Raw genomic sequence first — 21,979 nt, 5'->3', positions numbered from 1 at the left:
GCCACTGTCGGGCTGCCTTGCCGGATTACTACAACTTATATATGCGCAAGCTGCAGGCCCCATGATTGTTGCCACTATGGCAGACGCACCCTCAAGCTTAGCCGGTTTGCCCGGTGCGTAAAATAACAAAACACAGATGACGGTAATTCTATGCAACACGAGTATCAGGACATTCTTGTTTCTGAGGTCGTTGATGGTGTTCTGACCATCACCCTCAACCGTCCGGAAGCCTACAATGCGCTGCGCACCCAGTTGCTCAGCGAGCTGGCGGACGTACTCCAGCAGTGCAGCGACAATGACAGTGTCCGCGCTGTTGTCATCACTGGCAATGAAAAAGTCTTTGCCGCCGGCGCCGACATCAAGGAGATGGCGGCACTGGATGCGGTAGGCGTTCTGAATGACCCCCGTGTACTGCACTGGCGTCGCATCGCCCAGTTCCCGAAACCACTGATCGCTGCAGTAAACGGTTTTGCCTTGGGTGGCGGCTGTGAACTGGTGATGCATGCCGATATTGTGGTTGCCGGTGACAACGCTCAGTTCGGCCAGCCTGAAATCAATCTCGGCATTATCCCCGGTGCAGGTGGCACCCAGCGACTGATTCGCACCGTCGGCAAATCGATGGCGATGCAGCTGGTGCTGTCCGGCGAATTCATATCCGCTGCTCAGGCCCGCGACTTCGGCCTGATCAGTGAAGTCACCATCCCTGAACGCTCTCTCGAGCGTGCGACCGAACTGGCGCGCAAGATCGCGACCAAACCGCCGATCGCCGTGCGTCAGGCCAAAGAAGTTCTGCTCAAGGCCTATGATACAACGCTCGACAGCGGCCTAAGCCTTGAGCGCAAGGCCTTCACATTGCTGGCCGCCACTGAAGACCGCAATGAAGGCATCGCCGCGTTCATGGAAAAACGTAAACCGAACTTCACAGGAAAATAATCGCCATGGCATACGAAACCATCGAATTTGAAATTACCGAAGGGGTTGCAGTACTGACCCTGAATCGTCCCGATCGGATGAACAGTTTCAACACTCAGATGCATGGCGAAGTTCGCGATGCACTGAAACAGGTGAAAAAAGATGACAGTGTCCGCTGTCTGCTGATCACCGGTAACGGCCGTGGCTTCTGTGCCGGTCAGGATCTGAGTGACCGCAACGTGGATCCGAATGCTGACATGCCCAACCTGGGCGAGTCGATTGAAAAGAACTACAACCCGCTGATCCGTACCCTGCAGGGTCTGGAAATGCCGGTTATCTGTGGCGTGAACGGCGTTGCGGCGGGTGCAGGCGCCAACATCGCCTTTGCCTGTGACATCGTACTGGCGGCGCGCTCTGCCTCTTTCATTCAGGCATTCTGCAAGATCGGCCTGGTACCGGATTCCGGTGGCACCTGGACACTGCCGCGTCTGGTCGGTCACGCCCGCGCCATGGCTCTGTCCATGTTGGGTGACAAGATCAGCGCCGAGCAGGCTCAGAGCTGGGGCATGATCTGGCAGGTTGTCGATGACGAGCAATTGAAGGATGAGGCGCTCAGCCTTGCCAAACGTCTGGCTACCCAGCCGACCAAGGGGCTGGCCCTGATCAAGCGCGCCATTCAGTCCAGCTGGAATAACAGCTTCGATGAACAGCTGGACCTGGAGCGTGACCTGCAGACTCTGGCAGGCCGCACCGAAGACTACCGTGAAGGCGTGAAGGCTTTCATGGAAAAACGTCAGCCCGAATTCAAAGGCAAGTAAACGATGTTTGATACTCAATCCGTTATTGGTGTAATCGGTGCCGGCACGATGGGTGCCGGTATCGCTCAGGTGGCTGCCAAGGCCGGCCATCAGGTGTTGCTGTTTGACGCCGCCGAAGGCGCGGCCGAACGCGGTCGCGATGGCGTGGCCAAGGGACTGCAGAAACTGGTGGCACGTGGCAAGATGCAGGCCGAAGAGGTTGACGCGCTGGTGGGGCGTATCACGCCCATCACCTCCCTGCAGGAGATGGCCTCTGCCGCCCTCGTCATCGAAGCCATTGTCGAGCGTCTGGACGTCAAGCAGAGCGTGTTCGGTCAGCTCGAAGAGATCTGCTCCGACAGCACGGTACTGGCCACCAACACCTCATCCATCTCCGTGACCGCCATTGGCAGCACACTGAAGCGCCCGCAGAATCTGGTCGGCATGCACTTTTTCAACCCGGCACCGATCATGAAGCTGGTCGAAGTGATCAGTGGACTGGATACCGACCCGAACGTGGCCGATGCAATCTATGCACTGTCTGCCAGCTGGGGCAAGAAGCCGGTCCATGCCAAGTCCACTCCGGGCTTCATCGTCAACCGCGTTGCCCGCCCCTTCTATGCCGAAGGCTTCCGCATTTCCCAGGAAGGCGGAGCGGATAACGCGACCATCGACGCGGTCATTCGCGAGGCCGGCGGTTTCCGCATGGGGCCGTTCGAGCTGACCGATCTGATTGGTCATGACGTAAACTACGCGGTGACCTCCTCCGTATTCGCGGCCTACTACAACGATCAGCGTTTCCTGCCCTCTCTGATTCAGCTCGAACTGGTCAATGCCGGCCACTTCGGTCGCAAGAGCGGCAAGGGCTTCTATGATTACAGTGAAGGTGCCGAGAAACCCCAGCCGCAAACTGCCGAGCCCGCAGACAAACCCGCCAGCGTTACCTTCGAGGGTGATCTGGGTGTGGCTGAGCCTCTGGCAGCACTGTTTGAAGACGCCGGTGTTGAAGTGATCCGCACCGAAGGTGACGGCCGCATCCGTGTGGGTGATGCCACGCTGATGCTGACCAATGGTCAGTTCAGTACCGCACGCGCTTCCGAGTCAGGTCATCGCAACCTGATCCAGTTCGATCTGGCACTGGATTATACCGCTGCCACGCGAATTGCACTGGCACCAGCCGATCAGGCTGAAGACAGCGCAATTCGTCAAACCATCGGCCTGTTCCAGGCTGCCGGCAAGGCCGTCAGCATCATTGATGACGTACCGGGCATGATCGTGATGCGTACACTGGCGATGCTGGCTAACGAAGGCTTTGACGCCGTAAACCAGCAGGTCTGTAACGCAGAAGCGGTCGATATTGCCATGCAGGGTGGTGTCAACTACCCGCGCGGCCCCATCAGCTGGGCCAGCGAAGTCGGACTTGGCCGCATCCTGAATGTATTGCGCAACCTGGGTGCCAGCTATGGTGAAGACCGTTACCGCCCCTCTCCGCTGCTGCTGCGCAAGGTTGCGGGAGGTCGCAAGGCATGAGCGCCCACGAAATGACACCGGAACAGCTGGCAATCGCCTGCAGCGAAGCGATGCATACCACCGATTATGCGGCTCAGGGTCTTGAAATCAGCATTGACGAGACTCGCCCCGGTTATGCGCGTCTGAGCATGACGGTACGCAAGGACATGCTGAACGGTCACGGCATGTGCCACGGCGGGTTTATTTTCGCACTGTCAGACACGGCCTTTGCCCACTCCTGCAACAGTTACAATAAAGTAACGGTTGCCAGTGGCTGCAGCATTGAATATGTCGCACCGGGCTTCCTCGGTGATCGCCTCACCGCGGTTGCACAGGAGCGTCAACGCAAGGGACGCACCGGCGTGTATGACATCACTGTCTATAACCAGAATAATGATGAGCTTGCTTTCTTCCGCGGCAAGTCCTACCAGATCAAGGGTAGTGTCATTCCGGAAGACGAGACCACGGCCTGAGGAGAAACCCAATGAAAGATGCATTTATCTGTGATGCGATCCGTACCCCGATCGGTCGCTATGCCGGTGCTCTCGCCAGCGTTCGCGCCGACGACCTGGGCGCCATTCCGATGCAGGCGCTGATGCAGCGCAACCCGGATGTTGACTGGAGCCAGGTGGATGACGTGATCTACGGCTGCGCCAACCAGGCCGGTGAAGACAACCGCAACGTGGCCCGCATGTCCTCGCTGCTGGCCGGCCTGCCGGTCAGTGTACCGGGCACCACCGTGAACCGTCTGTGCGGCTCCGGCATGGACGCAGTCGGCCTCGCTGCGCGTTCCATCAAATCCGGCGACTGCGAGTTGATGATTGCCGGTGGCGTCGAGTCCATGTCGCGTGCACCTTTCGTGATGGGCAAGGCCGAGTCCGCCTTTACCCGTAACCCCAACGGCCTGTATGACACCACCATCGGCTGGCGTTTCGTCAACCCGTTGATGAAATCCCAGTACGGCGTGGACTCCATGCCGGAAACCGCTGAAAACGTGGCCGCAGACTTCAATGTCAGCCGTGAAGATCAGGATGCCTTTGCCTTCCGCAGCCAGCAGCGTACCGCCACCGCACAGCAGAACGGCAAGCTGTCTCAGGAGATCGTCCCGGTTACCATCCCGCAGCGTAAAGGCGAGCCTAAGGTCGTCGACACCGATGAGCATCCCCGCGCCGATACTACCATGGAGATTCTGTCTGGTCTGAAAGCCCCGTTCCGTGCTGGTGGCTCCGTAACGGCGGGTAACGCCTCCGGCGTCAACGATGGTGCCTGCGCCCTGCTGATCGCGTCTGCTGAAGCCGCCAAGGCCCACGGCCTGACACCGAAGGCCCGCATAGTCGCCATGGCCACCGCAGGTGTTGAACCGCGCATCATGGGCTTCGGCCCGGCACCGGCCGCGCGCAAGGTTCTGGCCAAGGCCGGTCTCAAAATTGAAGATATGGACGTCATTGAGCTGAACGAGGCGTTTGCTGCTCAGGCGCTGGCCGTCACCCGCGATCTCGGTCTGCCGGATGATGCGGCTCATGTAAACCCGAATGGTGGTGCCATCTCTCTGGGCCACCCACTGGGCATGAGCGGTGCTCGCCTGATTACCACGGCCATGTACGAACTGCACCGCACCGGCGGCCGCTATGCACTGTGCATGATGTGCATCGGCGTGGGCCAGGGTATTGCAACAATTATCGAACGAGTCTGATGCTGCGGCTTCAGGAATCTATAATTATTAACCTACAAGCAACGGGATAATAATAAGCATGAACTACCAACAGCCAATGATGCGCGGTTCCCTGGAAGAAATCGAAACAGCCAGCATCGACGAACTGCGTTCGCTGCAGTTGCGCCGTATGCGCTGGAGCCTGGCGCACGCCTATAACAACGTGCCCCACTTCAAGCAGAAATGCGACGAGAAAGGTGTACATCCGCATGAACTGAAGTCACTTGATGATCTCAAGCACTTCCCGTTCACCACCAAGCAGGACCTGCGCGATAACTATCCGTACGGCATGTTTGCCATCCCGATGGAAGATGTAGTGCGTATCCACGCCTCTTCCGGTACGACCGGCAAACCGACCGTCGTGGGCTACTCCCAGAATGACATCGACACCTGGGCCAACGTGGTTGCGCGCTCTATCCGTGCCGCCGGCGGCCACCGCGGTGACAAGGTGCATGTCGCTTATGGCTATGGCCTGTTCACCGGTGGTCTGGGTGCACATTACGGTGCCGAACGTCTGGGTTGTACCGTCATCCCGATGTCCGGTGGCCAGACCGAGAAGCAGGTTCAGCTGATTCAGGATTTCGAACCAGACCTGATCATGGTGACCCCGTCCTACTTCCTGAACATTCTGGATGAGATGGAGCGCCAGGGTGTCGATCCGCACAAGATCCCGCTGCGCACCGGCATCTTCGGTGCCGAGCCCTGGACCGGCGAGATGCGCAAGAGCATCGAAGAACGCGCCGGCATTGATGCGGTTGACATCTATGGCCTGTCCGAGGTGATGGGACCGGGTGTGGCGATGGAATGTATCGAAACCAAAGACGGCCCCACCATCTGGGAAGACCACTTCTACCCGGAAATCATCGACCCGAACACCGGTGAAGTTCTGCCGGATGGCGAATACGGTGAACTGGTGTTCACGTCACTGACCAAGGAAGCGATGCCGGTTGTACGTTACCGCACCCGCGACCTGACGCGCCTGCTGCCGGGCACCGCTCGCTCCATGCGCCGTATCGACAAGATCACCGGTCGTTCCGATGACATGCTGATCATCCGTGGCGTCAACGTGTTCCCGACTCAGATCGAGGAACAGATTCTCAAGGTGGAAGCACTGGCGCCTCACTACGAGATCATCGTGACCAAGAACGGCAACCTGGACATGGTTGAAGTGAAGGTGGAACTGACTCCGGCAGCGACTGCAGCCAACAGGGATGCCGTCACCAAGGAGCTGTCACACCACATCAAGTCCTACATCGGCATCAGCACTCGCATCACCATCGGTGAGCCGGGTACCATTACCCGCTCCGAAGGCAAGGCCCAGCGCGTCAGCGATCTGCGCAGCAAGGGCTAACCTCGGGCTTGTCCCATTACGCAAAAGGCCGGTCATGATGACCGGCCTTTTTTGTTGCGTCTTGCGCCTGCCTGCTCCGGGCAGGCGCATGTCAGTGATCAGGCATGGCTGACTTCAATAATACGCACATGGCTGTGTTTGCCATCCGGCAGGCGCCAGTCGATGGTTTGCCCCACTTCCAGCCCAAGCAGTGCCGACCCGATCGGTGCCACAATCGAGATACCGTCTTCACGCGCGGCCATCTGATGGGGGTAGCACAGGGTGCGCTGGAATGTTTTGTCGCTCTCTTCCACTTTGAAGGTTACGGTGGAGTTCATCCGCACCACGTCATCCGGCAGCTGCTCAAGCGGCACAATGTCGGCACGCTCCAGCTCCGTCCGCAAGCCATCCAGTGCTGGATTGTCCCGGTGCTCTTTCCGTTCCAGCATGGCTTCCAGTTGGTCAACGTCCTTTTCGGACACCTTGATTCCGGGCATATCAGCCATTTTCAACTCCATCATTGTGACAACAGGTTGTACCTGGCTTGAGGTACAACGAAAAAGGGATCAGTGGGAAAAGCGAAGTGCACCCGGCGACCTGTACCGTGCTGATACAGGTCTATCAGCGTCAGCGGCAGGTTGACGGGGCCTGAACAAGACAGGCCGCAGGTTTCTGAGTACTGATCGGGTGATGCATGATAACGTTCAAAACCGAGAAGGCGCCCCCGAGAGGCGCCTTCTGAATATTAGGTATGTTGGAAGCTATTGTTAACGTTTTACCGACCTGAACGCAAGCCCCGTCAGAGGTTGATGATTCATATATAGTTAAAAGTTTTCGATCCGACCCGTTATCTTGTATCATCATGTTCTTATATTAAGCCGGGTATCACGATGCAACTCAGCCGTTTCAGCGATTATACGCTCCGAGTCCTGTTCTATGCCGCCACCCATACCGATCGCCTCTCGACACTGAGCGAAATCGCGGCATTCTATGACATCTCTATCGAGCACCTGCGCAAGGTTGTGCATGCGCTCGGCAAACGCGGTTACCTGAATACCTACCGCGGCAAAAAAGGCGGCGTATGCCTGGCACGCCCACCCGCAGAGATCAATATCGGTGAAGTGGTTGCCCATTCTGAAGGCACATCTCCGCTGGTGGACTGCAACAGCCAGCCCTGCCGACTTGCCGGACAATGCACCCTTCAAACCGCCCTTGCCCGTGCCCAGCAGGCCTTTTTCGATACCCTCAAGGAATACACACTTGCAGACCTGCTGCGCAGTGACTCCATGCAGGCCAGCCTGATCACGCATACCAGCAGCTAGTTATACTGCACCGCTTCTCGACGCCTGCAGTTGCAGATTCCGGATAGACGGCACTCAACACAGTTGAGAAAATGTCGTTTTGATATTCAGGAGCTGTCATGTTGAAGGATCGTCACCCCGCATTTCTGTCCGCCCTCTGGATGACCGGCGCCCTGTTTTCATTCATGGCGATGGCAATTTCCGGGCGTGAGCTGACAGCCGACTATTCCACCTACCAGATTCTGTTCTTCCGCAGCGTCATTGGCGTTGTTCTGATCGGTGCGCTGGTGGCCAAAACCGGCATTGAACAACTGCGCACCACCCGACCCGGCGCGCATCTGGTACGTAACATCGCCCATTTCGGTGGTCAGTATGGCTGGTTCTACGGCCTGGCCTGGATCTCGCTGGCAGAAGTGATCGCCATTGAGTTCACCACTCCTGTTTGGACAGCCCTGCTGGCCTGGCTATTGCTTGGCGAGCGGCTCACACTGCCCAGAATGCTTGCGGTGGCGCTGGGTATCGCCGGCCTGCTGCTGATACTGCGTCCCGGCATGGGTGTTCTGCACCCGGCATCACTGGCGGTTTTGGCCGGTGCCTTCGGTTACGCCCTGTCCTATATCCAGACCAAGTCACTGACCCGAACCGACACCCCACTGTGCATTCTGTTCTACATGACACTGATGCAGCTGCCCTTTGGCATGGTGCCCTCGCTGCTGGACTGGAAAAGCCCGACACTGGAGGCCCTGCCCTGGATACTGATCGTTGGTGTCACGGCCATGAGTGCACACTACTGTATGGCACGCGCATTCAAGCTGGCAGACGCTACAGTTGTTGTGCCAATGGATTTCATGCGCCTGCCCTTGATCGCACTGGTGGGTTATCTGTTCTATCAGGAGTTGATCGACTGGTATGTACTGGCGGGGGCTGCGCTGATGTTCAGCGGCAACCTGATCAATATCCGTGCCGAGCAGCGCAAGGCGCCGTTGCGGCAGGAGATCAGAGCACCTCTGTCACCAGAATGAGTTCGCAGGCGCCATCGCCGGTATCTTCCCGCGACATGGAACTGCGCCAGCGCCAGCCGTCTTCGCCGCGGGCCTCAACCAGAAACCCGCGCAGACGCACCATACTGCCGGAAGTGACACGGTCCAGCGCCTGTCTGACCTGATCGTTGGCCGGAATCAGGTGCATGTTGGCACTGCTGATCTCAACCTCGCGCTGGGGAATCGGCAACTGTTCGGTGCGCCAGTAATACCAGCGACCCGACTGGCGTATGGTAAACTGACGCGCAATATCCGGCTCGGCCATACGGCCCCAGCCCAGCGCGAAGTCCCACGGGGATAGCTCTGCCTCGCGACCAAGGCGATAGCGCTCGCGTGCCAGCACCCGTGCTTCCAGTGCAAATTCGGCTAACAGGCGCAGCGAATACTGCCCGAATGGAAGCTCTGCCACCGGGCTTACATTCTGTTGCAGTGGCGCCGCAACCACAGGCAAGAGTGACACCTGTGGCAGCTCGGTCTGCTCTGGTACAGGTGAAGGGGAACGTCCCATCCACAACAGAACAGCGATCAGGGCAAGCAACACCAGATGCCAGCGCCGAATCAGACTCATGCGGTATTCTCCTGACTGAAACCGCCGTCCATCATATCACTTTGAAATTCGACAGGATGCCATGCAACTGTTTCAACAATTGAGCTGGTTCTTTCGTGAACACTGGCGCACCTATTCAGTAGCCCTGTTACTGCTGTCACTGGTCGCCATGCTCAACCTCAGCATTCCCTGGCTGGTAGGACAAAGCGTTGACCATCTCGCTGCCGGTGACAACCAGAGCCACAGCCGCATCCTCTGGCTGCTGCTTGGCTGCGCCCTGGCGATCTACGCGCTGCGCTTCACCTGGCGTCAAATACTGTTCGGAACCGCCTATCGGCTGGGCAATCTGCTGCGCAGCCGCTTTTACCAACGCCTGACCCGTCAGGGTGACGCCTTTTACGCGACACACAATACCGGCGATCTGATGGCACGGGCCACCAACGATATTGATGCCATCGAAATGGCGGCGGGCGAAGGTATTCTGTCCGGCTTTGATGGACTCCTCACCTTTGTACTGGTGATGCTCATGATGGCCGCCGTGATCGACTGGCGCCTGACCCTGATCGCATTATTGCCCTTTCCCGTAATGGCGTTCGGTTTCCACCGCCTGTCCAACCGTATCCACCACCAGTTCAATGAAGCACTGGAACAGTTCTCCGCACTGAATGACCGCACTCAGGAAGCACTGTCGGGTATTCGCATGATTCGCGCGCTGGGACGTGAACAGCAGGAGTTCGATGATTATGCGGCCATCACCCGTCGCGCCGCGAAAGCCAACTATGATGTGGCCCGCAGCGAAGCTCTGTTCGACCCACTGATTTTTCTGTGCATGAGTACCTCCCTGCTGCTGACGCTGGCCGGTGGCAGCTGGCTGATCAGCACCGAACAGCTCAGCATCGGCGAACTGACCGGTTTTACCCTCTATCTGGGTCAATTGATCTGGCCCATGTGGGCGTTCGGCTGGTTGCTCAACATCATCGAACGCGGCAGTGCCGCCTGGAAACGGGTAGACGCAACCTTGCAAACACCCGACTCCATCCAGGACCAGGGGCAACAGCCTGTCAGTGAAACATCCCTGAAGGCGCAGGCGCTCAAGTTCACCTACCCCGGCAGTGAAACGCCTGCATTGCAGGACGTCAGTTTTGATCTGCCGCCGGGCAGTCGTCTTGGTATAGCAGGGCCTACCGGTGCCGGAAAAAGCACCTTGATCCAGTTGCTGATGCGCTACCGTGAAGTCGATGACCCGCTACAGCTGCGGCTGGGTTCCCATGCCGTAGCGGATTACCCCTTGCAGGCCTTGCGCAGCTGCTTCGCCTGGGTGCCACAGGATCCGTTCCTGTTCAGCCTGACGGTGGCGGAAAACATCGCCTTGAGCCAGCCCGATGCAAGCCCTGAAGCGATACGCCACGCAGCATGGCTTGCATCCGTCGATGAGGATATCGAACGTTTGCCAAAGGGCTATGACACCCCGGTCGGTGAGCGTGGTGTCACCCTGTCCGGTGGCCAGCGCCAGCGTGTTGCGCTGGCCCGTGCGCTGCTGGCTCCGGCCCCGATTCTGGTGCTGGACGATTCCCTTTCGGCGGTTGACCTTGATACCGAAAAACGCATTCTGCAGCGCCTGCAACAGGCCAGTGTGCAGCGCAGCCTGATTGTAATCAGCCATCGCCTGAGCGCACTGCGAGACTGCGACAGCATTCTGGTACTGCAACACGGCCACCCCGACGAGATCGGGACCCATGAGCAGCTTCTGGCCACAGATGGCTGGTACAGCCGCATGTGGACCTACCAGCAGATGGAGGAAGAAACCGATGTCAGCCACTGAACGCAACCAGGCTCGACGCGCCTTCAGCCTGCTGTTCGACTATATCCGCCGTGACCGCCCGCTGCTGGTCAAGGCGCTGATTCTGCTGATACTGGCCACCGCCGCTGACGTGGCAGGTCCGCTGCTGGCCAAGGTTTACATAGATGACTACCTGATGCCGGGCAAGCTGCAATGGCAGCCGGTTGGACTGCTGCTGGGTTGTTATCTGCTGGTGCAGATACTGGCCGCATGGCTGCGCTTTCATCAGACCATGAAATTTACCGACATGGCACTGGTGGCGGTGCAGGATATCCGCGAACGGGCTTTCAGACGTGCCTTGCGTCTGCCGCTTGGCTGGTTTGACCATGCCATTACAGGCCAGGTTATCAGCCGCATCACCAACGACACCGAATCGATAAAGGATCTGTACGTGCAGTTCCTGTCCGTGGTGCTGACCAACACCGTGCTGCTGGTGGGCATTCTGATCGCAATGGCGGTGCTTGATACGTTCCTGATGATGATTGCGCTGCTGATGATACCCGCTGTGGTCGGTCTGATCTGGCTGTACCAGCGCGCCAGCGGTGCCGCGGTATCACGGCAGCGACAGCTGCGCTCGGAAATCAACGGGCTGGTCAGCGAATCGATCAGTGGCATGGGCGTGATTCAGGCGTCCGGGCAGCAGGATCGGTTTATCAACCGGTTTGAAGCACTTAACCAGCCCTACTACCAGTCACGCCTGCGCACCATCCGTATCAGCGCAGCCCTGTTGCGACCGGCCATTGACCTGATGAGCGTGCTGGTGCTTGTGGCCGTGATCTGGGGTTTTGGTTTGCAACCTGCCGAGCAGACCCTCGAGATCGGTGTGCTGTACGCTTTCATCAACCTGCTGGGGCGTTTCACCGAACCCTTGGCTGAAATCACCCAGCGTTTCAACCTGTACCAACAGGCGATGATTGCCGGCCGCCGTGTGCAGGAGCTGCTGGACGAAACGGAAGACAACGCTCTGAGTCAGCCCGGCAGTGGTACTGTCAGCCATGGGCACATCCAGGTACAGCAGCTGAGCTTTGGCTATCAAGCGGACAAGCCGGTTCTGCGCGGACTCGATTTTGACCTTCCGCCCGGCCAGTTTCTGGGCATTGCCGGCCCCACCGGCAGCGGCAAGAGCACGCTGCTGAGCCTGCTGCTGCGCTACTACGCTCCCGACAGTGGTGCGATCAGAATCGATGGGCAGCCCCTGCAGTCGCTGAGTAATACTGCGCTGCGTGACGGCATCGGACTGATTCCGCAGGAGCCGTTCATCGTTGCAGGCAGCATTCGTGACAACATCGACATGGGGCGCGACCTTGGAGATGCTGCCATCGAACAGGCCGCCGCGCAGGCGCACCTGTTACCGATGATCCAACAGCTGCCACAGGGAATGTATACATTGCTCGGGGAACGGGGGACTCGACTCTCGACCGGTCAGCGTCAGCAGCTGGTCATCGCCCGAGCACTGGCAGGCTCGCCGCGCGTTCTGCTGCTGGATGAGGCCACGGCGAGCGTCGACAGCGAAACTGAACAGGTGGTGCAGCGCGCATTGCACGAACTGCATGGCAAGGTCAGCCTGATCGTGATTGCGCACCGCCTGTCCACCATTCGTGAGGCGGACAACATCCTGCTGCTGGTCAATGGCGAGATCGTTGAGTCCGGTGCACACCGCGACCTGATGCAGATTGACCAGGGACGCTATGCGAGGTTATACCGCCTGCAGCAGCAGGCGGCGCGGGTACAGGACGCCGAGCAACACTCAGTTGAGGCGGTCGAGCACAAAACGTTCAATCAGCGTCAGTGAGTCCGGGTCAGTTGACACAATATGCAGACCCAAGCCGATACTGTCATGTGAGTTGCGCCGCTTGTACACAATACGACAGTGACAATGCAACGGGCTTTGTCCCAGTCCGAAATGCAACCAAATCTCGGTGGCACCCAGACCCTGCGGCGGCTGTAAGCCGGCCAGCGCATCATTGCCCTCGACATAGAAACCGCTGCGGCTGATGTTCACCAGATCCACATCGATCATCTCCCCTGCCGAGGTTTCAATTTCAGCCGGCAGGCTACAGTGCACGCGGGGAGATATTCGTCTTTCCTGAAACATCTTGCTTCTCTGTCAGTTGGATGCGGGTATGATAGTGCCGCCGCGTGGCAGTAACAATGTTCGGGATCAGGTCAGCCTTACGAAAAAAACGGTTTTTACTACTTAAGTACCGGTTTGGCGCCCCCAAGGTCGAATTCATAGTACCCGGCAGCAGGAGTCTAATGGTCGTAACGGAGTTATGCCATGCATCTGCTTGCAAGACTATCAGCCATAACTGCCCTGTTTGCGGGGCTGACTGCGACCGTCGCTGCCGATATCGACCGTGACGACCGGCTCTATTTTTCATGGGACGGCTATCGCATCGCCCACTATCGCAGTCCGCCTGCGGCATCGGTTGAGGGCGGCAGGCGGGTTGATACCATCGGTGTACGCAGCTTGCTGGAACAGCCGCTGAAACCGGTTCTGATCGATGTGCAACCGGTAGGCTGGCAGGACGGTATTTTCCTGATCACCAAGCCTCGCCTGCACCTGCCCGGCAGTATCTGGCTGCCCAATGTGGGACTGGGCGAGCCCGGTGAGCGACTGGAACGCTACTTCAGCACTCAGCTGGAACAGGCAACCGGTGGCAACCTGCAGGCCCCGGTCGTACTCTACTGTACGGCTGACTGCTGGATGTCCTGGAATGCGGTCAAGCGTGCCCACAGCTGGGGCTACCGAAACCTGTACTGGTATGCAGAAGGGACTGATGGCTGGCGCGAAGCCGAACTCGAGCTGGTCACCGGAACCCCCGTGCCATTGCCGGCCGACTATTGAAAGGTTTGACACGGAAGGTCTCTGAAGTTCTTAATAATAAAGATAAAAGGGGAACACACCCGTGTACAAGATTCTTATCGCTGACGATCACCCACTGTTCCGGGAAGCGATCACCAATGTGATCGAGTCGGGCTTCCCCGATACCGAAACACTGGAAACCGAAAACCTTGAGACCGCCCTCGCCCTGGCGCAAGAGCACGATGATCTGGACCTGGTACTGCTGGATCTCAACATGCCCGGCATGAATGGTCTCAACGGGCTCATTTCACTGCGCAACGAGGCACCCACTGTACCCGTGGTGATTGTTTCAGCCGAGGATGACAAGCAGATCGTGCTGCAGGCGATCACCTGTGGTGCCGTCGGCTTCATCTCGAAATCATCACCGCGCAATCAGATGACCGAAGCCCTGCAACAGATTCTGGACGGCAACGTCTACCTGCCCTCCGACATCATCCGCCAGAGCGGACAGGAAGGACGCCGCAACCGACGCGGCAACGACAACCCCCAGATTGCACCCGAGCTTCTCTCCTCTTTGACACGTCGCCAGTTGCTGGTACTTGAGCGGATGGCCAAAGGGGAGTCCAACAAGCAGATCGCCTACAACCTCCATATTGCCGAAACCACCGTCAAGGCTCACGTTTCGGCCATTCTGCGCAAACTCGGTGTACACAACCGAGTGCAGGCGATCCTTTCGGCCAGCGATATCGATTTCGCCCAGTATCTGCGCCGTTGAGTTGATCTACTCTCTGCCTACGCCGGCTGTTGCCGGCGTTGCAGCAGATGGGCCAGTGTAGCCTTCAGCTTCAGTGGCTTGACCGGCTTGTTCATCAGCAGATACCCCTGAGCCTTCACTTCCTGTTTCAGCTCGTTGCTGTAGTTGGCCGTGATCATCAACACCGGCGGCTGGTCCGTACGCAGACTCAGCACCTCACGTACCAGTTCATCACCGGTCGCGCCGTCATCCAGGTGGTAATCGGCAATCAGAATATCCAGCCCGGCACTGCCAATGGATACCTGCTGCTGCAGATCTTCCAGTCCCAGCGCCGTTACCACCTCACAGCCCCAACCTGCCAGCAGCGTGGCCATGCCGGCACAGATGGCGGGATCGTTGTCGATCATCCATATACGCGCACCTTCCAGCCGGGCATGTATGCTCGGGTCAGAGAACGGCGCCTGAAAGGACTGCGGCAGCAGCCGGCCAACCGGCACCTCTACCGAGAACACCGAGCCCCTGCCCTCGACTGATCTCACCCTGATCGGGTGATCCAGCATGCGGCCGATCTTGTCGACGATGGCGAGCCCCAACCCAAGCCCCTTGTCCTGATGCTGACTGCCGTTGCGGATACGGCGAAACTCCTGGAATATTTCCGTCAGCTTGTCCTCGGGAATGCCGGAACCGGTATCCCAAACCTCAATCAACACCCGCTCTCCTCTACGGCGACAGCCCAGCAGGATTTTCCCGCCCTTATCGGTATAGCGCAGTGCGTTGGTTAGAAAGTTGCGCAGGATACGGGCCAGCAGCGTGGCGTCACTGAGCACGACCCGGTCACTGCCTGCAAAACGGAATGACAACCCTTCGGCAGCGGCCATCTGGTGATATTCCGCTGCCAATGTGTCCAGCAGCTCATTGAGCCTGAAGGCGGATACATCAGGCTTGATGACACCCGCGTCGAGGCGGGAAATATCCACCAGCGTACCCAGCAGGGTTTCCACATCCTGCAGGGAGTTGCTGACAGAGCTGATCAGGCTGCGAATACGCTCCGGCATGGGCTGTTCCAGCAAGGCACCGGTAAACAGGCGCGCCGCATTGAGCGGCTGCAACAGATCGTGACTGACCGCAGCAAGAAACTTGGTTTTGGACAGGTTCGCCTGTTCGGCGTCCTGCTTGGCTTCCAGCAACCGTGCCTCGATCGACATCCGCTCCTCGATCTCCTGTCGCAGCTGCAGGTTAACCCCAGTTAGTTCCGAGGTGCGTTCGCGTACGCGCTGCTCAAGGTTCTGATAGGCCTGCTGCAGTGCCAGCGCGGTTCGTTTGCGTTCGGTGATATCACGGATCAAGACAAAGAACCCGACCGTGTTACCCGCTGCATCAATATTGGCCACATAGGATTTGAGCATGTGGCGGTTTTCACCTGCCGCATTCTGTTCATCAATTTCGAAGGTGGCATTCTGACCGCTCATGGTCTGGCGGATATACGGCTCCAGCCGGGCATACTGCTGCTCACCGTGTACCTGACGAATGCTCTGCCCGATCAGACTTCCCCGGGGCCAGCCGTACCAGTCGTCATAGACCTGATTAGTGAACTGGAAGTGCCCTTCGCCGCCCACATAGGCGATCAGTGCCGGCACATGGTCGGTAATCAGGCGCAGCCAGTTCTCGTTTTCGCGCAGGGTTTCTGCATAACGATGACGCTCGGTGATATCCGTATAGGTATTCACAAAGCCACCAGATGGCATCGGGTGGGTGCGAATTTCCAGTACTCGACCATCCGCCAGGTGCTGTTCGGTTTCCAGCAGCGGTCTGCCGTGGGCACTGAGCGTGTCGGGTGTCAGCAGTTGCACTTCACTGGCACCCATCAAAGACTCAAACGGGACGCTGCTGACAGGGCTGAGTCCGGTCAGCTCGGCAAAGCGGTCGTTCCAGACTTCCAGCTCACCCTCAGGGTTAACCAGCGCCACCCCCTGGGACAGGTTATCAACGGTACGCTGCAGCAACCGGCTTTTTTGTGCCAGCGCCTGCTCGCGCCGAGCGGTCTCACTCGCCTTCAGATCGGTGATGTCGGTATACAGAATCACCAGACCGCCATCATTGGTATGACGCTCGTTCATCTGCACCCAGCGGCCATCAGACAGGTGATAGACAGTCGCTTCATCCCCCTGCCCCACATGCTCCTCGGCGATCACACCGCGCTCCAGTGCGAGGCGACGCACGTCATGGATGGTGATGCCCCGTTCAATACGGGTTTTCGTGCCCTGCCAATAGTCACGAAAGCGGCTGTTGAACAACACAATGCGCCGCTCAGCATCAAACAGTACAAAGGCATCCGAGATGCTTTCGATGGCATCGATCAGCCGCTGGTGCGCCGTAGCTGCCTCCTGATTGGCCTGCTTCAGCGCCATGTTGCTGTGTTTTAGCTCTGCCAATGCCGCATTCAATGCTTCGGTACGCTCACGCACCTGCTCCGCCAGCACCACCGAATGTTCAAACGCGGCATACGGCGCCGTACGTACGGTACTGCTGGACTCAACCCGCTCGATCAACGCCTGCTTCATGCGACGCAGCTTGGCATTTTCCTGTTCAAGCTCTGCAATGCGCGCTTCCAGCTGTGCCTTTTCGCTATCAGTAGCCATGCTGCGTCCTGCCGATCACGACCCCGGTAAAGGTCTGATTGATATGCATGCCATCAAACTGCTCGCCATAGGTGTTGAAGCCGATCACCTGATGCCGGGTCAGCAGTTCTGAGGTTTTCTGCGCCTGCCCGGTATACTCCGCCTCCAGCCGGCGCAGAAAGCAGTCACAGCCGATCGTGATCAGCGGCTCACCCAGTATGCTTTCGATCTGCTCAAGGCGGTGTGACAGGTCCTGCAGCATTTCGCCGGGCTGCATGGCGGTCAACACGATGCCGTTTTCGACGGCGCAGTAGAAGGTCAGACTCAGGTCAGGATTGACCTTTTGAATGGAGCGCACGTAATACTCCTGCCCGATACGCACGGCCAGAGGGTTGAGTGCAAAGGTCTTGAAATCGAGCTGTTCAGGGTTCAGCCCCAGCAGGCGAGCATATTCCAGCGCCGCCGGTTCGGCATTCAGCTCGTATACGGTACGACTGGCGGCATCCGCACGGGTCACGATCAGCTTCTGCTCCAGGCTATGCATGTGATGCGTACTGAAGACCTCAAAGTCCAGCGGCGTATTGATCATCACCACCACTGCTGCACGGGTCCGAAACTCACCGTCGACAAATACATGGGTACCGGTCAGATGGATGTCATCACCCGCCGAGCCACCAAAATTGGGGATGCTGCCCAGTGCCGAATCCAGTGTCAGCAGCACCAGCTCTTCCTGACTGGACAGTCCATCCAGCAACGTCAGGGCAAAGGTATGTCCCTTGATCGGCGCAACCTGTCGCTCACGACAGCGTCCGATCAGCCGTTCCACCTGAGACTGGGCATCGGTCAGACTGAACTGCTCCAGCTCTTCAATCAGCCCGACTTCAACGGCAAACAGATGACGATCAAAGCCGATGGCGGTGATGGTCCCCTGATCGTAGCCGCGCGGTGTCAGCTCACCTGCAGTGGTACAGCCTGCCAGCTGGACATCGCCAAAAACATGATTGAGGCTACGGGCCAGTGCATTCAGGTCATATTCCGCCGAGCAGAAAAACAGAACGAAACCAAGTTCAGGATGATCAAGTGCCGTGGCCAATTCCCGAGCCGCTGTTTCAGGATCGCGTGCCGATGACATGGCAGAACGGACGGGACTGTGTAGTACAGGCGCGTTCATAGGGGGTACACTCGCGCAGATATGGGTATACCCACATTGTAGCCAGCACCACAGGGGCGGGTAATGCTACTTGAGTACTTCAAACAGCAGTAAAAGCAGCATGAAAGTAGTGGTTTTGGGCTGAACAGGCCCATGTTGCGGGAGTCTGATACCGACTGATCATCTACTCCCAAAGTACTGCTTCAAATTGCAGACAAAAAAACGCGCAGACGGCGAAGGGGAGCCGGCTGCGCGCCAGGAGTAGTACTGCAGGTTTACCAGGTCAGGACAGCACCGAAGGCCATGGTATCGTTCTTCTCGGTACCCAGAGTCGAGCCACTGATTTCGGTCTGATCGTATTCGGCAATCAGTTTCAGGTTGCTGTTCACGGTATAGAACCAGGCAACCGCTGTATTTTCGTAGGTGAAGTCGGCGCCATTGTCACCTTCGTTTTCACCGTATGAGAGGGCTATACGGTTGGGGCCAAAGCTGTAGGAGCCCTGTACCAGATACCCATCAAGCTCAACACTTTCATCCGCTACAAAGTTGTCGATTGCTGCCGGGTGGATACCTTCGCTCTGGAAGCCGGATGCCGTCAGTGACAGACCACCAAACTTGACGTTGGCACCATAGGAAACGCCTGTCGAATCCACACTTGTATCGGCTACTGGGTCATCAGAGCTCTGATACAAACCACCCAGCCATGCCTTGAAGTCCATGGAGTCGGTATTCACCGCATAGGTCAACTCACCTTCAAAGCGCGGCGCTTCTTCGGAAGAGTCGGCAGACGATTTGCTTGGATCAAAGATACCAACCGCCAGCTGGAGGCCATTGCGGGTAGGTGAGCGGTACGTGATCTGCGCTTTCGGGAACGGATAGGTGTAGCCACTGCCGATGTTGCCGAAGGAAACGTTGCCGCCATCAATCAGACCCAGTGCATCAGAGGTCTGGCCATAACCGAGCAGCAACTCGTCTGACATGATGTTGGTACGGTTGAACAGACCAAAGTCCTTACCGATCAACACCTGACCCCAGTCACCATCGACCGTGCCGTAGAACTGACGTACATCGATGCCGGTGTCAGTACCCAGAGACTCGCCCCGCCCCTGATTGTTGGCACGCACCACATCAGAATCATTGATGCTGACCCAGAACGATGAACGTGCACCCAGTTTCAGGTCACCCGTTTCCTTGCCGAAATTGAAACCGATCCAGTTGGGCAGGAAGCCCATTTTGACACGAGACTGCTCACGGCCATCATTGTCACTGTGTACGTAGAAAGCGTTGATCAGGCCATCGGTCGAGAACGTTGTACCTTCCTGATCATACAGCTTGATCTCGGCCTGAGCCTGGGCAGCCATACCCAGTGCGATCATTGCAGGCAGAAGTCTGGTGGTGAATTTTTTATTGTTCATGGTTTCCCCCAAATAGAAACATCGGTCATGACATCGTGATTACGATGAGGTGATGTTCGCCCAAGGGAAGGCCGTGAGGTATGCAACAACGGAAGGTTTTATACCCTTCTTCAGAGGCGCTACCGAGGCAGACAGGACCGGATCAATGCCAGAGTATTACGACTCTGCCTGAAGGTCGCAGAAGCAGGTGCAACATAAGATATGCTTTATATCCTGTTGATAGTAATGGACTAAAGCAACAGAAAAAAGTTCAACAAAAAAGCCCTGACGGCATAGCCGGCAGGGCTTTTTCAGACAGCTGGTGTCAGTCGATCAGCTTTTTTTCGGCAGCTTGAAGGTCCAGACAGAACCACCCTGGTTCAGGTGTTTGACACGCTTGGCCACTTCACCACCCCAAAGCGGTACTGCACCACCCCAGCCCGATACAACGGAGACGTACTGCTCACCATCCATCTCCCAAGTGATCGGCGAACCGACAATGCCTGAACCGGTATTGAACTTGTACAGCATCTCGCCGGTCTTGGCATCGAATGCCATCAGGTAGCCTTCAGGATTGCCGGTGAACACAAGGTTGCCCTTGGTGGTCAGCACACCACCCCAAAGCGGCGCGTAGTTCTTGTAGCGCCATACTTCCTTGCCGTTGACCGGATCGATCGCACGCAGCACACCGATATACTCTTCATTCATCGGCTTGATGGTGAAACCGGCACCCAGATAGGCAGCCCCTTTCTTGTAGGAGATCGGCTCGTTCCAGATGTCCATCTCCCACTCATTGGAGGGCACGTAGAACAGCCCGGTATCCTGGCTGTACGCCATCGGCATCCAGTTCTTGCCACCCAGGAAAGAAGGCGCAGACACAACGGATTCACCCTGTTTGCCATCTTTGGCATCGAGCGGGTTACCCGGACGACCACCATCTTTGTAGATCGGACGGCCTTTCTCATCCAGACCTTCAGCCCAGGTGATCTTGTCAACAAACGGGAAACCACGGATGAAGTCACCGTTTTCACGATTCAGGACATAGAAGAAGCCGTTACGGTCGGCAGTGGCCGCCGCCTTCACCTTTTTTCCACCCTGGGTGTAATCGAACGAGATAACCTCGTTCACGCCATCGAAGTCCCAGCCGTCATGCGGAGTGGTCTGGAAGTGCCATACAATCTTGCCGTCATCCGGGTTGATTGCCAGACGCGATGAGGAGAACAGGTTGTCACCCGGACGCAGGTGCGAGTTCCAGGGAGCGGGGTTACCGGTACCGAAAAACAGCAGGTTGGTATCCGGATCGTAGGTACCGCCGAGCCAAGTGGCAGCACCGCCCGTTTTCCAGAGATCACCCGGCCAGGTCTGGCCCGGCTTGCCACCGGAGATGCCATTTTCAACCTTTTTGCCATCTTTCCAGACATACCCCATGTGGCCTTCCACGGTGGGGCGGGTCCAGAGGAGATCACCGGTTTTGGCATCATAGGCTTCAACCTTGCCTACCACACCGAACTCGCCACCGGACACACCGGTAATGATCTTGCCGTTCACGATCAGAGGCGCAGCCGTGATCGAGTAGCCTTCCTTGTAGTCAGCCACTTTCTTGATCCAGACCACCTTGCCGGTATCCTTGTTCAGGGCTACCAGCTTGGCATCCAGTGTGCCGAAGATCACCAGGTCATCATACAGACCCACACCTCGGTTGATTACGTCACAGCAGGGCATGATGCCATCGGGTAGTCGAGCGTTGTATTCCCACAGCTCGTCACCGGTACGGGCATCAACGGCAAACACACGTGAATAGGAGGCCGTGACGTACATGACGCCATCCTTGACCATCGGCTGAGATTCCTGTCCGCGCTGCTTCTCACCACCGAAAGACAGCGACCAGACCGGACGCAGTTCCTGAACGTTTTCAGTATTGAGTGCATCAAGCGGACTGTAGCGTTGCCCCTGCAGCCCAAGGCCGTTGGTCACAATCGCGTCCGTTGTCATATGATCGGCGAGAATATCCTTGTCGGTCACACCTGCCTGCGCCAGTGTTGCAACCGACATGGCTGCAACCAGCGTGGATAGAGCGAAGCCATTACGGCAGCCAAATTTCTTCATCGCTGTCCCCTTTGAGGATTTTTGTTGTTCGGGAGAGAGCCGGGAAAATTTCCCGACCCGTACAGGCATTCTTGAATTTGACCCCGTTTGGAACAATTGAACGGGCGAAGCAGTTTTCTCCTCACTTGGTAGTAATACCCGGCTGGAGAGCCTGCATTGACTGG

At 57.5% G+C, this 21,979-nt stretch carries 19 protein-coding genes; 12 read left to right on the top strand and 7 right to left on the bottom strand.

All coding sequences use genetic code 11. The features are described from left to right. Nucleotides 1-150 precede the first annotated feature (150 nt). From paaF to paaK, 6 genes are read left to right on the top strand one after another with little or no spacing between them, the layout of a single operon-like run. The gene (gene paaF / locus ABIE60_RS03210) at nt 151-933 is read left to right on the top strand and encodes a 2,3-dehydroadipyl-CoA hydratase PaaF (RefSeq protein WP_354467726.1); all 783 of its coding nucleotides are present in this window, start codon (nt 151-153) and stop codon (nt 931-933) included. 5 nt (nt 934-938) lie between these two features. After that, a complete protein-coding gene (gene paaG, locus ABIE60_RS03205; protein WP_354467725.1) occupies nt 939-1,730 on the top strand; it encodes a 2-(1,2-epoxy-1,2-dihydrophenyl)acetyl-CoA isomerase PaaG in 792 nt (263 codons plus the stop codon). Nucleotides 1,731-1,733: 3 nt separating this feature from the next. Beyond that, the gene (gene paaH, locus ABIE60_RS03200) at nt 1,734-3,239 is read left to right on the top strand and encodes a 3-hydroxyacyl-CoA dehydrogenase PaaH (RefSeq protein ID WP_354467724.1); all 1,506 of its coding nucleotides are present in this window, start codon (nt 1,734-1,736) and stop codon (nt 3,237-3,239) included. Beyond that, a complete protein-coding gene (paaI, locus tag ABIE60_RS03195) occupies nt 3,236-3,691 on the top strand; it encodes a hydroxyphenylacetyl-CoA thioesterase PaaI (RefSeq protein WP_354467722.1) in 456 nt (151 codons plus the stop codon). Before paaH ends, paaI begins: the two co-directional genes overlap by 4 nt. A gap of 11 nt (nt 3,692-3,702) precedes the next feature. Next, a complete protein-coding gene (gene pcaF / locus ABIE60_RS03190; protein WP_354467720.1) occupies nt 3,703-4,911 on the top strand; it encodes a 3-oxoadipyl-CoA thiolase in 1,209 nt (402 codons plus the stop codon). Between the two features lie 58 nt (nt 4,912-4,969). After that, nucleotides 4,970-6,280, top strand: a complete 1,311-nt coding sequence (paaK, locus tag ABIE60_RS03185) for a phenylacetate--CoA ligase PaaK (RefSeq protein ID WP_354467718.1) — start codon at nt 4,970-4,972, stop codon at nt 6,278-6,280. Nucleotides 6,281-6,378: 98 nt separating this feature from the next. Here the strand turns inward: paaK and rnk are convergent, their stop codons facing one another. Then, a complete protein-coding gene (gene rnk / locus ABIE60_RS03180; protein WP_354467716.1) occupies nt 6,379-6,765 on the bottom strand; it encodes a nucleoside diphosphate kinase regulator in 387 nt (128 codons plus the stop codon). 384 nt (nt 6,766-7,149) lie between these two features. On the opposite strand from rnk, the gene ABIE60_RS03175 reads away from it, so the two are divergent. Continuing rightward, nucleotides 7,150-7,581, top strand: a complete 432-nt coding sequence (locus ABIE60_RS03175) for an RrF2 family transcriptional regulator (RefSeq protein ID WP_354467714.1) — start codon at nt 7,150-7,152, stop codon at nt 7,579-7,581. A gap of 98 nt (nt 7,582-7,679) precedes the next feature. Next, nucleotides 7,680-8,582, top strand: coding sequence for a DMT family transporter (locus ABIE60_RS03170; protein WP_354467713.1), 903 nt, complete (start codon nt 7,680-7,682; stop codon nt 8,580-8,582). On the opposite strand, the gene ABIE60_RS03165 is transcribed toward ABIE60_RS03170, so the two are convergent. Beyond that, complete coding sequence (locus ABIE60_RS03165) at nt 8,557-9,168, bottom strand: hypothetical protein (protein ID WP_354467711.1); 612 nt, start codon at nt 9,166-9,168, stop codon at nt 8,557-8,559. The genes ABIE60_RS03170 and ABIE60_RS03165 overlap by 26 nt on opposite strands. A 61-nt stretch (nt 9,169-9,229) precedes the next feature. Here ABIE60_RS03165 and ABIE60_RS03160 point away from each other — a divergent pair, with 61 nt between their 5' ends. Together ABIE60_RS03160 and ABIE60_RS03155 are read left to right on the top strand one after the other, a co-directional pair. Then, entirely contained in the window at nt 9,230-10,969 is a 1,740-nt protein-coding gene (locus ABIE60_RS03160) for an ABC transporter transmembrane domain-containing protein (protein WP_354467710.1), read from the top strand. Next, nucleotides 10,956-12,779, top strand: coding sequence for an ABC transporter ATP-binding protein (locus ABIE60_RS03155; RefSeq protein WP_354467708.1), 1,824 nt, complete (start codon nt 10,956-10,958; stop codon nt 12,777-12,779). Before ABIE60_RS03160 ends, ABIE60_RS03155 begins: the two co-directional genes overlap by 14 nt. On the opposite strand, the gene ABIE60_RS03150 is transcribed toward ABIE60_RS03155, so the two are convergent. After that, nucleotides 12,735-13,082 (bottom strand): PilZ domain-containing protein, encoded by a 348-nt coding sequence (locus ABIE60_RS03150; protein ID WP_354467706.1) that lies wholly within the window; start codon nt 13,080-13,082, stop codon nt 12,735-12,737. The genes ABIE60_RS03155 and ABIE60_RS03150 overlap by 45 nt on opposite strands. Nucleotides 13,083-13,265: 183 nt before the next feature. On the opposite strand from ABIE60_RS03150, the gene ABIE60_RS03145 reads away from it, so the two are divergent. Then, on the top strand, nt 13,266-13,835 hold the full coding sequence (locus ABIE60_RS03145) for a rhodanese-like domain-containing protein (protein ID WP_354467704.1): 570 nt from the start codon (nt 13,266-13,268) through the stop codon (nt 13,833-13,835). Nucleotides 13,836-13,896: 61 nt separating this feature from the next. After that, nucleotides 13,897-14,568, top strand: a complete 672-nt coding sequence (locus ABIE60_RS03140) for a response regulator (protein WP_091823919.1) — start codon at nt 13,897-13,899, stop codon at nt 14,566-14,568. Between the two features lie 17 nt (nt 14,569-14,585). Here the strand turns inward: ABIE60_RS03140 and ABIE60_RS03135 are convergent, their stop codons facing one another. From ABIE60_RS03135 to ABIE60_RS03120, 4 genes are all read right to left on the bottom strand, one after another. Next, a complete protein-coding gene (locus ABIE60_RS03135) occupies nt 14,586-17,186 on the bottom strand; it encodes a NahK/ErcS family hybrid sensor histidine kinase/response regulator (RefSeq protein ID WP_354467702.1) in 2,601 nt (866 codons plus the stop codon). Beyond that, nucleotides 17,176-18,297, bottom strand: a complete 1,122-nt coding sequence (gene nosP / locus ABIE60_RS03130; RefSeq protein WP_354467701.1) for a nitric oxide-sensing protein NosP — start codon at nt 18,295-18,297, stop codon at nt 17,176-17,178. Before nosP ends, ABIE60_RS03135 begins: the two co-directional genes overlap by 11 nt. 293 nt (nt 18,298-18,590) lie before the next feature. Continuing rightward, nucleotides 18,591-19,730, bottom strand: a complete 1,140-nt coding sequence (locus ABIE60_RS03125) for a porin (RefSeq protein ID WP_354467700.1) — start codon at nt 19,728-19,730, stop codon at nt 18,591-18,593. Nucleotides 19,731-20,042: 312 nt separating this feature from the next. Beyond that, entirely contained in the window at nt 20,043-21,815 is a 1,773-nt protein-coding gene (locus ABIE60_RS03120) for a PQQ-dependent methanol/ethanol family dehydrogenase (RefSeq protein WP_354467698.1), read from the bottom strand. Nucleotides 21,816-21,979 lie beyond the last annotated feature (164 nt).

Source organism: Marinobacterium sp. MBR-109, assembly GCF_040547565.1.
Taxonomy (GTDB): Bacteria; Pseudomonadota; Gammaproteobacteria; order Pseudomonadales; family Balneatricaceae; genus Marinobacterium.
Note: the sequence above shows the minus strand (reverse complement) of the source record. Positions and strands in the feature narration are given on the sequence as shown.